The organism is Streptomyces sp. JB150, assembly GCF_011193355.1.
Taxonomy (GTDB): domain Bacteria; phylum Actinomycetota; class Actinomycetes; order Streptomycetales; family Streptomycetaceae; genus Streptomyces.
The window spans coordinates 6,282,298-6,294,458 of the sequence record NZ_CP049780.1; the positions used below are offsets into that span (position 1 = coordinate 6,282,298).

Genomic DNA, 12,161 nt, shown 5'->3' on the forward strand with positions numbered 1-12,161 from the left:
TGCTACTTCCCTTCCTGGGACGGGGGCGGCCGAAGCGGCCCATAGGAAGCAACATCAGCTTGACCGGCAGGGCGTGACGCGCGCGTGACGGCAACGTGACCGCGGCGGCCTTCCCGGCCCCTCATCCGATTGGTCTGCCATGACAGAAACCGTTCCCCACGGATCGCCCGCCGACCGGATAGACCTGGCGCCGGACGCCTTCCCCGCCGACAGTCCCTTCGCCAACGAGGACCTGCGGCCCGTCCCGGTCTCCGAGCGCCGCTGGACGACGTACAACTTCGCCGCGCTGTGGATCTCCATGGCGCACTGCATCCCGAGCTGGACGCTCGCCTCCGGGCTGGTCGCGCTGGGCATGGACTGGAAGCAGGCGGTGTTCACCATCGCCCTCGCCAACGTCATCGTGCTGCTGCCGATGCTCGCCACCGGGCACGCCGGACCCAAGTACGGCATCCCCTTCCCCGTCCTCGCCCGCGCCTCCTTCGGCCTGCGCGGCGCCAACGTGCCCGCGCTGATCCGCGCGGCCGTGGCCTGCGGCTGGTTCGGCATCCAGACCTGGATCGGCGGCAGCGGCGTCTTCCTGCTCGGCTCCAAGCTCACCGGCGGCGAGTGGGAGAACGCCGGCCGGATCGCGGGCAACCCGTGGCCGCTGTGGCTGTGCTTCCTGCTCTTCTGGGCCGTGCAGATCGCGATCATCCTGCGCGGCATGGACTTCCTGCGGCACTTCGAGAACTGGGCCGCGCCCTTCGTCCTCGTCGGCGCGTTCGCGCTGCTCGTCTGGATCGCCGTCCAGGCCGACGGCTTCGGCGAGCTGCTGTCGCAGCCGTCGAGGCTCGGCTGGGGCGCCGACTTCTGGCCGGTGTTCTTCCCGTCCCTCATGGGCATGATCGGCTTCTGGGCGACGCTGTCGCTGAACATCCCCGACTTCACGCGCTTCGGCGCCAGCCAGAAGGCGCAGACCTGGGGCCAGTCCCTCGGCCTGCCGACCACGATGACGCTGTTCGCGGTCCTCGCCGTGCTGGTCACCTCCGGCAGCGAGGTGGTCTACGGCGAGCCGATCTGGGACCCGGTGACCCTCGCGGCCAAGGCCGACAACGTCTTCGGGCTGCTCTTCGCGCTCGTCACCGTGCTGGTCGCCACCGTCTCCGTGAACATCGCGGCCAACGTGGTCTCCCCGGCGTACGACCTCGCGAACCTTGCGCCGAGGCTCATCACCTTCCGCACCGGCGCGCTGATCACCGGTGTCGTCGGCGTCCTGATCTTCCCGTGGAAGCTGATCTCCACGCCCGAGTTCTACATCTTCACCTGGCTCGGTGTGGTCGGCGGGCTGCTCGGCACGGTCGCGGGCATCCTCATCGCCGACTACTGGATCGTCCGCCGTACGGTGCTGCACCTCGCGGACCTGTACACGCCCGGCGGGCGCTACTGGTACGCCGCCGGGTGGAACTGGCGGGCGCTGGCGGCCTTCGTGGCCGGGGGAGTGCTGGCGGTCGGCGGCTCGTACTCGACCGTGAACGCCGACGGCGTCGCCTCGGGCCCCTTCCCGGCGAACGGACTGATCCCGCCGCTCAAACCGCTCGCCGACTACGGCTGGGCGGTGGGCCTCGCGGCGTCGCTGCTGCTGTACGTCGCGCTGATGCCGGCGGGACGGCAGCGGGCCGCCGGCTGAGGCCGTGCCGCGGCGTCAGCCCGTGCCGCCGGCCTCCGCCAGCGCGGCCACCGCCGCCTTCGCCGCCTTGATGGCGCCCTTGTTGATCTCGTCGGTGGAGGGCGCCGTCTTGTTCTCGAAGTCCGACCCGTTGTACGTCACGGTCACCAGCGCGTTCGCCGCGCGGACCAGCACCACGCCCTCACGGGTCTGCTGCTTGTCCTCGGTGGTGAGGTTCACGACCGAGTACGCCGCGTCGCCGAGGCCCGGCACCGCCCCGCCGCCGCTCTTCTCCGCCTTGCGCGCGTCGTACTGCGCCGCCGCCTTCTCGTCCGAGTCGGTGATCTCGAAGGAGACGTCGAGCCAGCGGTAGTCGTAGCCCTTCAGTGCGTTCCACGAGCAGGTGCGGCGCACCGAGGCGTCCGTGGACGGCAGCTCCTTCCCGGCCGGCCCGGCGCCCGGCACGAGGGAGGTGACCGTCTTCTCGGGCAGGCTGTCGCAGGGCGCCGGAGCCTCGGTGTACGTCTTGGGCGCCGCCGTCGTCGAGGGCGCGGACGTGGACCGGGTCCCGGTCCTGTCGGGCGCCTTGTCCTGGGCGGCGGTGGTCGCCTCGGGACCGGACGACAGGGCCCAGCCCGCACAGGCGAGCACCGCGACCGGGGTCAGGCGCGCGGCGAGGGCGAGCGGCAGGGGAAGAGAACGCACGGCGCACTTCTCGTGGGGGTCGGTGCGGAAGGAGTCCGCACTGCGGACGGGACGACAGTGTCACATGAGTCCCGGTGGGGCGGAAGTGCCAACTCGCTGCGTGCCCGCGCGGTAACCCTGGCTCACCGACGGCGCGTTGTATGCCCGGTTATGTCACCCGTGTGTCCGCCCTCGGTGATCGATAGCCTGCGGGCGACCAGGTGATCCGCACACCTGGGACCGACTCCGCGGAAGCGAGGTGCGACGCCGTATGTTCACCACCCGGCCCACGCTCCAGGGCACCTTCGGCATGGTGTCCTCCACCCACTGGCTGGCCTCCCAGTCGGCGATGGCGGTGCTGGAGGACGGCGGCAACGCCTACGACGCGGCGGTGGCGGGCGCGTTCGTGCTGCACGTCGTCGAGCCGCACCTCAACGGACCGGCCGGGGAGGTGCCGATCCTGCTCGCCCCGGCCGGCGGCGAGGTGCGGGTGCTGTGCGGGCAGGGGGTCGCGCCCGCCGGGGCGACGGTCGCGCACTACCGCGGCCTCGGACTGGACCTCGTCCCCGGCACCGGGCCGCTCGCCGCCGCCGTGCCCGGCGCGTTCGACGCCTGGATGCTGCTCCTGCGCGACCACGGCACCAAGTTGCTCGCCGACGTCCTGAAGTACGCCATCGGCTACGCCGAACACGGTCACCCGCCCGTCGAGAACGTCGGCGCGACCGTCGCGACCGTACGGGAGCTGTTCGAGACGGAGTGGACCTCGTCGGCGGAGGTCTACCTGCCCCAGGGCGAGCCGCCCCGACCGGGCCGGCTGCTGCGCAACCCCGCCCTCGCCGCCACCTGGAAGCGGCTGCTGGCCGAAGTGTCCCGCGCGGGGGGCCGGGAGGCGCAGATCGAGGCCGCGCGGGAGGTGTGGCGCACCGGCTTCATCGCCGAGGCCCTGATACGGCAGGCGCGGCGCCCCACCCTGGACACCAGCGGCGAGCACCACACCGGCACCCTCACGGCCGACGACCTCGCCAGCTGGTCGGCGTCCTACGAGACGCCCGTGACGTACGACTGGAAGGGCTGGACCGTGTGCAAGGCCGGCCCCTGGAGCCAGGGCCCGGTCCTGCTCCAGCAGCTCGCCCTGCTCCCGCCCGACCTGCCCCCGTACGGCTCCGCCGGTTATCTGCACCTGCTGATCGAGAACTCCAAGCTCGCCATGGCCGACCGGGAGGCCTGGTACGGCGACGCCGCCGAGGTGCCGCTCGACGCGCTGCTGTCGGACGCGTACAACGCCGGGCGGCGCGCCCTGGTGGGGGAGCGGGCCTCGTACGAGCTGCGGCCCGGCAGCCCGCAAGGGCGCGCGCCCCGGCTGTCCCGGTACGCGCGCGTGGAGGCCGCCGCGGCACGGGCCGGCGGCGCGGCGGGCGCCGGGGAGCCGACGGTCGCCCTGAGCACCTCGCCGGTGCCGGGTGAGCCGGTGGTCGGCGCCGACGGTGCCACCCGCGGGGACACCTGCCACCTGGACGTCGTCGACCGCTGGGGCAACATGGTCGCGGCCACGCCCAGCGGCGGCTGGCTCCAGTCCAACCCCGTGGTCCCCGAGCTGGGCTTCCCGCTCGGGACCCGGCTCCAGATGACCTGGCTGGAGGAGGGCCTGCCGAACACCCTCACCCCCGGGCGGCGGCCCCGCACCACCCTCACCCCGTCGATCGCCCTGCGCGACGGCGTCCCGGTGCTGGCGTTCGGCACTCCCGGCGGCGACCAGCAGGACCAGTGGCAGCTGCACTTCTTCCTGGCCGTCGCCCTGCGCTCCCCGGTGCGCGGCGGGCTCGACCTCCAGGGCGCCGTGGACGCGCCGAACTGGCACCAGGACAGCTTCCCCGGCTCCTTCTTCCCGCGCGGTATGCGGCCGGGCAGCGTGACGGTGGAGTCCCGCACGGACCCGGCGGTCGTCGCCGAGCTGCGGCGGCGTGGTCACCTTGTCACCGTGGGTGACGCCTGGTCGGAGGGGCGGCTGTGCGCGGTCGCCCGCGACCCGGTAAGCGGTGTGCTGTCGGCGGCGGCGAACCCGCGCGGGATGCAGGGGTACGCGGTGGGCCGCTGACCGGCGGCCTCCGGCCGCTGACCGGCCGCTGTCCTCGGGGCCCGCTGACCGCTGACCGGCCGCTGTCCTCCGACCGCCGGTGACGGCTCCCACGCCGGCGGGTTCATCCCGATTACATCGGGAGTGCACCGGCCGGGTGGGGATTGTCAGTGGCGCGTGCTCTCATGGAGGCATGATCGAAGAGAGCGGAACCATCGACGAATTCCTCGCCCGGCACGCGTCCGACGTCGAGGAGGCGGTCCGCAAGGCGGCCGCCGCGGAGATCATGCCGCGCTTCCGGCAACTCGCCGCGCACGAGGTCGATCAGAAGAGCGGCCCGCACGACCTGGTGACGGACGCCGACCGCAAGGCGGAGCTGCATCTGACCGAGGCGCTGCGCACCCTGCTGCCCGGATCGGTCGTCGTCGGCGAGGAGGCGGTGCACGCCAACCCGGCGACCTACGACGCGATACGGGGCGACGCGCCGGTGTGGATCGTCGACCCCGTCGACGGCACACGGCAGTTCGTGCACGGCGAGGACGGCTTCTGCACCCTCGTCGCCCTCGTCCGGCACGGCGTGCTGCACGCCTCGTGGACGTTCGCGCCCGCCCGCGACCAACTCGCCACCGCCATGAGGGGCCAGGGCGCCTTCCTCGACGGTGAGCGGCTGTACGCGGGCCCGCCCACGCCCGGCCGGGACCTGAGCGTCGCCACCTCCCACCCGGACTACACCACGGACGAACAGAAGCGGGCCCTGCTCGCCCTGCGCACCGAGGGCGTCGCCCCGCGCCCGTGCGGCTCGGCCGGACTGGAGTATCTGGCCGTCGCCCGCGGCGAGTCCGACGCCGTCGCCTTCTCCTGGGAGGCGGCCTGGGATCACGCGGCGGGCCTGCTGCTCGTCGAGGAGGCGGGCGGCGCCCATCTGACCCGCACCGGCGAGCCGTTCCGCATCACCGGGGGCAACGACCTGCCGTTCACCGCCGCCCGCGACGCGGCGACGGCCCGCCGGATCGCCGCCCTGCTGGCCTCGCCGTGACGAGCGGTCGGCCGCCGGGCCCCGCCGCGGGGGAGCGGCAGTCCCGCGGCATATCCTGAAAGTCCAGTGCCCGTCGGCTGACGAAGGAGTCCGAAGGTGCCGTCGATGTTCGATGCGGTCGTGGTGGGGGCGGGGCCGAACGGCCTGACGGCTGCGGTCGAACTGGCCCGCCGGGGCTTCTCCGTGGCCCTGTTCGAGGCCCGGGGCACCGTCGGCGGGGGCGCCCGCACCGAGGAGCTGACCCTCCCCGGCTTCCGGCACGACCCGTGCGCCGCCGCCCACCCGCTCGGCATCAACTCCCCGGCCTTCCGCGCCCTCCCGCTGGAGCGGTACGGCCTGCGCTGGCTCCAGCCGGAGCTGCCCATGGCCCACCCCTTCCCGGACGGCACCGCGGCCGTGCTGGCCCGCTCGGTCGCCGAGACCGCCGCCTCCTTCGGCCCGCGCGACGCGGGCGCGTACCGCAGACTGGTCGAGCCGTTCCTGCCCCGGTGGGACACGCTGGTCCGGGACTTCATGTCCCTGCCGCTCACCGCGCTCCCGCGCGACCCGGTGGCCCTCGCCCGCTTCGGCCTCGCCGGTCTGCCCCCGTCCACCTGGCTGACGCGCCGCTTCCGCGACGAGCGCGCCAAGACCCTCTTCGCCGGACTCGTCGCCCACGTCATGGCCCCCCTCACCGGGGTGGCCACCGGCGCCATCGGCCTGGTCTTCGCCCTCGCCGCGCACGCCCGCGGCTGGCCGGTCGCCCAGGGCGGCTCCCAGTCCCTCTCGGACGCCCTCGCCGCGTACCTGAAGGACCTCGGCGGCGCGATCCACACCGACTACGAGGTCAAGCGCCTCGACGACCTGCCGCCCGCCCGCGCCTACGTCTTCAACACCTCGCCCACCGCCCTGGCCCGGATCGCGGGCTTCGGCCGCTTCTACGACCACTACCGGTACGGCCCCGGAGCTTTCAAGATCGACTACGCGCTGGACGGCCCGGTCCCGTGGACCGCGCCGGAGGCCCGCCGGGCCGGCACCGTCCAGATCGGCGCCGACAGCGCGGAGATCGGCGCCGCCCTGCGCGCCGCCTCCCGTGAGGGCCGCGCCCCCGAGCGCCCCTTCCTGATCACCGTGCAGCCGAGCGTCGTCGACCCCACCCGCGCCCCCGCCGGCAAGCACGTCTTCTGGGCCTACGGCCACGTCCCGCACGGCTGGACCGGCGACCTCACCGACGCCCTCGAACGCCAGCTGGAGCGGTTCGCCCCCGGGTTCCGCGACCGCGTCCTCGCCCACGCCACCGCCGGCCCGCCCGAACTCGCCGCCCGCAACGCCAACTACGTCGGCGGCGACATCGCCACCGGCGCGGTCTCCGGACTTCAGGTCCTGCTGCGCCCCCGGCTGTCCCTGGCGCCGTACCGCACCCCGCACCCGGCGGTCTTCATCTGCTCGTCGGCCACCCCGCCCGGCCCCGGCGTGCACGGCATGTCCGGCCACAACGCGGCCAAGGCCGTCTGGAGAAGGCTGAGGCAGACGCCATGACCACCCTCACCCTCGTCCAGGGCGACATCACCCGCGAGAGCGCCGACGCCCTCGTCAACGCGGCCAACTCCTCCCTCCTCGGCGGCGGAGGCGTCGACGGCGCCATCCACCGCCGGGGCGGCCCCGCGATCCTGGAGGAGTGCCGCGCGCTCCGCGCCTCGGGCTACGGCAAGGGTCTGCCCACCGGACAGGCGGTCGCCACCACCGCGGGCGCGCTGCCCGCCCGCTGGGTCATCCACACCGTCGGCCCCGTCTGGTCCGCCACCGAGGACCGCTCCGCCCTCCTCGCCTCCTGCTACCGCGAGTCCCTGCGCGTGGCCGGTGAACTGGGTGCCCGCACGGTCGCCTTCCCGGCGATCTCCACCGGCGTCTACCGCTGGCCGATGGACGACGCCGCCCGCATCGCCGTCGAGACGGTCCGCGCCGCCCCGACCCCGGTCGAGGAGGTCCGCTTCGTCCTCTTCGACGAGCGGGCGTACGCGGCGTTCGCCCGGCAGCTCGGCTGAGGGCCGCGCGGGTTACCCGCACCACCACCGCCGCCGCCGCTGATCACGGGCCTTCCCGGCGACTGTGCGCCGGCGGTTCAGCTGGTCTGGGCGCGCTCCAGGCGGCGGGCCTTGAGACGGCGAGCGGGCGCCGCCGGGTCGGCGACCGTCCCGGCGGTCTGGGCGCGGGGCGCGGTCGTGGGCCTGCCGGTGTCGAGCCGGGCGGCGACACGGGCCAGGGTCCGGTCGCCGGGCCGGGCGGCGAGGTGGAAGTGCGAGACCTTCACCGGGGTGAGGTCACCGCCCCAGACGACGGTGCCCTCGCAGTCCGCGAGGATGTCCCGCACGATCGCCTCCTGGTGGGGCCACAGCCCCTCGCTCCCGGCCAGTGGGTAGGCGGTGGGGTGGAGGGCCACGGCGGTCCCGGACAGGTGGTTCGACTCGAAGTCCGCCCCCAGGTCGCGGCGGGTGGTGTGGGCGGTGACGCCGCCGCCCTCGCCGGAGTCGAGCGGGGCGATCTCGTAGTGCCAGCGGCGCGCGACGTGCAGCAGCACCGCGGCGGCGTCCCCCTCGCGCAGGCGGACCGGCACCCCGGAGCCCTCGACGCGGAAGGCGGCGATGGCGCCGGGGTCGATCGGCCAGCCGTTGGCGGACTTCTTCCCCGTCCACCGGATGGTGTCCGGTTCCGTGCCGCCGGCGGCGTCGGGGGCGGCGACGGCCGGCGCGGGGGTCAGGGTGTGCTGCACGAGCGTGAGCGCGCCGGCGCCCGCGACGGCGCCCAGGAGACTGCGTCTGCTGATCATCGTGGAGTCCTCACTCGTCGGGTCAGGGCGTGACGGCGGAGACGCCGGGGTCGCCCCCCTGGCGCCAGATGTTGTGGTCCAGGCCCCAGCCGGGCTGGAAGTCGTACTCCCTGATCTGGTTGAACGACCAGTTCCGCGGCAGGGGGAAGCCGAGGTTCCCGGAGAAGCCCCAGGACATCCCCGAGACGAACGACCAGCGGGCCCCGGCCTCGTCCGAGACGCGGATGCAGACGTTGCGGGATCCGTAGACGCCGAAGGCGTACCGGCCGCCCAGCTCGGCGAGTCCGGCCTTGACGCCGTTGAAGTACGGCACCACATGGGTGCCGATCTCCTCGTCCGTCGCGTCGTAGTCGACCCCGAAGTAGATGCACGTGCCGGCGCCGATGCCGTGCTCGACGGCCTTCTGGTGGGCCTTCTTCCCCTGGTCGTAGCCCTTGTCGTAGGTGAAGTTCGCCAGCTGGGTGCCGTTGTACTGGAAGATCGGGAAGAACCTCAGCCCGGCGTTCAGGATGGTCTGCGGCTCGCCCGGCTTGAGGGCCTTGCCGAGGTAGTACGGGTCGCCCGGCGCGAGATGCTCGTCCAGGTACCGGCCGACGATCTGGTAGCCGTTCGCCTTGAGCAGCCGCCCGCGTTCGGCGGTGATCTCGGTGATGCAGTCGCAGCCGGCCGCGTCCCGGGCGACGTCACCGGAGGAGACGAGGAGCTGAGCCCACGTGGTGTAGTCGTTGTGGCCCGTGACGGGGATCTGGGAGAAGCGCTGGAAGTCCATCAGCCACCCCACATGGGTGCCGGTCTGGGCGTCGATGGCGATGTCCTCCGGAAGATACTTCCGTTCTCCCTGCGCGGTGTACGTGGGCGAGTTGAAGTAACAGGCGGCGCGGAAGAGGTAGCGCAGGTCTCCCGTGAGGGTGGCCGAGCCCTTTCCCCTGAGCGCGGCCTGCGTGCCGGGACCGAAGTACCCGTTGATGGAGCCCATGGCGATGCCCAGCTCGTACTGGATGCCCATCATGAGCCCCTGCTGGACGTCACGGGAGTAGACGCCGTCGCAGGGCACGAGATACATCGCGGGAATGCCGATGCCCGCGACGTACCGGGAGTTCAGCCGCTGCTGGATGCCCCGGACGTGGTCGTCACCGCCGGGCACCTTGCGGAACTGGTCCATGCGCATCAGGGCCCGCACGACGTGCGGCCACATGGCGTGACGCTTGTCCTCGTCCGCGTAGTCCAGCCCCATGTCCCGGTACAGGCGCTCCGTCGACTCCTGGGAGTCGGCGTCCCACCCGGTGAGGTCGAGCGAGGCCCAGTAACCCTTGCACCACAAGGCGCCGTTGTAGATCCGCTGGATGTTCTCACTGGGGTCCCGGTCCGGCATCACCCAGCGGTTCTTCACCGCGTTGAAGGTCCCGGGACCGAAGTTCTGCACCGTCGGGGATATGCCGAGTTCGTGCTGGAGCCCTTGGGTCAGCGACAGCACCGTGGACCAGCCGGTACGGCCGTTCTCCGGGCACTTGAGGTATCCGGGGGCGTCGCGGTAGGTCCGGTTCACCCACTTCTGCGTCCGGTAGACGTGGATGTCGCCGCCCACCCCCGTCCACGGCGCCGAGGGATCGATCGTCGATCCCGGGATCGCGTACATACCGAGGTCGCCGGGGCACGCGGTGTCGAAGTCGTGGCCGTGCGGAAAGATCATCCCGCCGGTCCTCTTCGGAGCCTCGGTGCGCAGATGGTGGATCAGGTCCCGCATCGCGCGCAGCATGTCCTCGCCCACGGTGTCGTTGGAGCGGATCATGCCCACGATGGAGTAGAAGCCGGTGTTGCGCCCCACTCCGTCGACGTAGGCGTCGCCGTTCCCCTCACCGCGTTCGTATCCGCGGCCCTCGTAGACGTTGCCGTGGCGGCAGACGAGGAAGTTGTAGGCGATGTCTCCCTCGAATTCCGGCAGATGGTCCGCGTACACGCTCGCGATCTCTCTGCGGCAGTCCTCCTCCGTCTCGAGGTCGCTGGTGCTTCCCGCTCCGAGGTAGTGGATGAACACCCCCATGTGTCCCGTCCAGGCACGGGTGGAGGGTCTGGGGGGCGACGAGGCGTGCTCCTGCGTCGATTCGCTCGCGTACTTGCCCCAGGTGGCGCGCTTGTTGATCGTGATGGACATGGCTCCTCGTTTCACCGTCGGTGCGGAGTGGGGTGCGGGGCGATGGACGGCCCCGGCGGCGCGGCGACCCGCGCCGCCGGGGCGCGCGGGACCTCAGCAGCCGTAGTGCGGGTCGTGGATGTAGTCCGCGTCGTCGGTGAACCAGTAGTGCCCGCTGATCGCGTTGTCGGCGTGGATGCCGTCGAGGAACTTCTCGTAGCCCAGGGACAGGTCGGCGTAGTAGTTGCCGGCCTCGATGCACAGCCGCGCCAGGTTCGTGCCGAGGTTGATGTCCCGCTTGAGCGCGACCTCGCTGTAGTAGCCGGGGAACCCGTTGTTCCAGACGGATGTGGCCCGGTCGTTGAAGCCGCCGCAGTCGTCGCCCCACCACTCGTCGTCGCGGTCCCACTTGCAGTAGTCGCCCTCGAAGTAGGGCAGGTCGAAGGCGTAGAGGTAGCCGTCCGCGTCCGCCGCGGCCACCGTGCTCAGGTCCGCCCCGGACCGTACGGGGGTCGGCGCTCCCGGCTTCGGCGCGGGTGATCCCGCGGCCGCCGCGGGGACCGCCGGGCCGGCGAGCCCGACGAGGGCCGCCGCCGTCAGGGCCAGGGCGGTGCGTGCGTACTGCCTGATGCCGTTCATGTCGTACCTCGTCCCCTCAAGGTGTTCTGCCGCGACGGGTCTTCGCCGCGGACGATCCGTTCCGCCTCCGGCAGGGCGGCCAGCCGCATGCCGCGGGCGTTGGCCACATCGGCCCGGTACCGTGCGCGCAGTGCGCAGAGGTGCCGCCGCTCGGCGTCCGCCGCGGCCTCCGCCAGGCCGGAGGAGACCGCGCAGCCGGCCTCGGCGACGGCGTACCGGATCTCCTCGGCCTCGGGCGCCGACGTGCCCAGCGCGGCCCGCAGGCGGTGCGGCGAGGCGTGGGGCAGCCCGCGCCCGGCCACACACGCCGACCAGCCCCGCAACGCCTCGGTGACCGCCGGATCGGCCTCCGCGCGGCTCAGGGCCAGCGACACGACGTCACGGTCCACCGCGTCGGCGCCGAACCACGTGCGGAAGTCGCCGTACAGCTCACCGCGGGCCTCGCTGGTGCAGCCGCGGGTGCTGCGCCCGGTGGTCATGCCGCTGGGGAGCGTCACCTCGACGGTGTCCCGGCCGCCGCCCTGCCACGCGCGCAGCGCCGCCGCCCGCCGCTGTGGTGTCAGGCCGCGGACGTACCGCTCCACCGGGTCCTCCGCGCGGGCAGCGGCGCTTTGTCCGGGAGTGCCGACCAGGGACCCGTAGCCGTGTTCGCGCGCCCACGCGGTGTCGGCGAGGACGAGGCGCATCGGCGGCGGCGGTGGCCCGGTGCGCGCCGGCTCGGGCACGGGCGGGAGGTCGAACCCGGCCCGCGCCATGCACCGCCGCTCCAGCACCAGCTCGGCCCGGCGCAGCGTCGCCGACTCCTCGGCCGTGACCTCGCGCGGCAGCGCCCGCTCCGGCCCGGCGTCCGGCGCGGCCGGCTCCCCGGCCGGCCCGCAGCCGACGAGTACGCCGAGCAACAGCACCGACAGCACACCCAATCCCCGCACGGTTCCCCCTCACCCGCTGTGTGAACACTGCGCGGGCGCGGGGGCGCGTGCGGCGGCCCCGGCCCGACGGCCGACGGCGGGGCGCCGTGCTCCGGTCCCGGTCGAGGACCGTGGCGCCTGCCGTGGGTGTCTCCTCCGGCCCGTGCCCGCGCGGTCGTCTCCCGCGCACGGACCGTCGTTCTGCGGTCACTTGGTCACCGTCAGCCTGGCAACGACG

10 protein-coding genes are annotated in these 12,161 nt (G+C 73.2%); 5 read left to right on the forward strand and 5 right to left on the reverse strand.

Features of this window, described 5'->3' with window-relative positions; genetic code table 11:
• Positions 1-139: 139 nt before the first annotated feature.
• On the forward strand, positions 140-1,666 hold the full coding sequence (locus G7Z13_RS28655; protein WP_166003102.1) for an NCS1 family nucleobase:cation symporter-1: 1,527 nt from the start codon (positions 140-142) through the stop codon (positions 1,664-1,666).
• Positions 1,667-1,681: 15 nt separating this feature from the next.
• On the opposite strand, the gene G7Z13_RS28660 is transcribed toward G7Z13_RS28655, so the two are convergent.
• The gene (locus tag G7Z13_RS28660; RefSeq protein ID WP_166003103.1) at positions 1,682-2,350 is read right to left on the reverse strand and encodes a hypothetical protein; all 669 of its coding nucleotides are present in this window, start codon (positions 2,348-2,350) and stop codon (positions 1,682-1,684) included.
• A 250-nt stretch (positions 2,351-2,600) separates the two neighbouring features.
• Here G7Z13_RS28660 and G7Z13_RS28665 point away from each other — a divergent pair, with 250 nt between their 5' ends.
• The 4 genes from G7Z13_RS28665 to G7Z13_RS28680 all read left to right on the forward strand — a co-directional run bounded on the left by G7Z13_RS28665 (position 2,601) and on the right by G7Z13_RS28680 (position 7,463).
• Positions 2,601-4,424: a gamma-glutamyltransferase gene (locus G7Z13_RS28665; RefSeq protein WP_166003104.1), complete on the forward strand. Its 1,824-nt coding sequence runs from the start codon at positions 2,601-2,603 to the stop codon at positions 4,422-4,424.
• A 172-nt stretch (positions 4,425-4,596) separates the two neighbouring features.
• Positions 4,597-5,439 carry an inositol monophosphatase family protein gene (locus G7Z13_RS28670; protein WP_166003105.1) on the forward strand — a complete coding sequence of 281 codons (843 nt, stop codon included), beginning with the start codon at positions 4,597-4,599 and terminating at the stop codon, positions 5,437-5,439.
• Positions 5,440-5,544: 105 nt separating this feature from the next.
• Positions 5,545-6,957 carry an NAD(P)/FAD-dependent oxidoreductase gene (locus G7Z13_RS28675; RefSeq protein WP_166003106.1) on the forward strand — a complete coding sequence of 471 codons (1,413 nt, stop codon included), beginning with the start codon at positions 5,545-5,547 and terminating at the stop codon, positions 6,955-6,957.
• Positions 6,954-7,463 (forward strand): O-acetyl-ADP-ribose deacetylase, encoded by a 510-nt coding sequence (locus G7Z13_RS28680; protein ID WP_166003107.1) that lies wholly within the window; start codon positions 6,954-6,956, stop codon positions 7,461-7,463. Before G7Z13_RS28675 ends, G7Z13_RS28680 begins: the two co-directional genes overlap by 4 nt.
• A 77-nt stretch (positions 7,464-7,540) precedes the next feature.
• Here the strand turns inward: G7Z13_RS28680 and G7Z13_RS28685 are convergent, their stop codons facing one another.
• The 4 genes from G7Z13_RS28685 to G7Z13_RS28700 form a co-directional block, all read right to left on the reverse strand.
• Complete coding sequence (locus G7Z13_RS28685) at positions 7,541-8,245, reverse strand: hypothetical protein (RefSeq protein ID WP_166003108.1); 705 nt, start codon at positions 8,243-8,245, stop codon at positions 7,541-7,543.
• A 22-nt stretch (positions 8,246-8,267) separates the two neighbouring features.
• Positions 8,268-10,397, reverse strand: coding sequence for a glycoside hydrolase domain-containing protein (locus tag G7Z13_RS28690; RefSeq protein ID WP_166003109.1), 2,130 nt, complete (start codon positions 10,395-10,397; stop codon positions 8,268-8,270).
• Positions 10,398-10,490: 93 nt separating this feature from the next.
• Entirely contained in the window at positions 10,491-11,015 is a 525-nt protein-coding gene (locus G7Z13_RS28695; RefSeq protein ID WP_166003110.1) for a hypothetical protein, read from the reverse strand.
• A complete protein-coding gene (locus G7Z13_RS28700) occupies positions 11,012-11,944 on the reverse strand; it encodes a hypothetical protein (RefSeq protein WP_166003111.1) in 933 nt (310 codons plus the stop codon). Before G7Z13_RS28700 ends, G7Z13_RS28695 begins: the two co-directional genes overlap by 4 nt.
• Positions 11,945-12,161 lie beyond the last annotated feature (217 nt).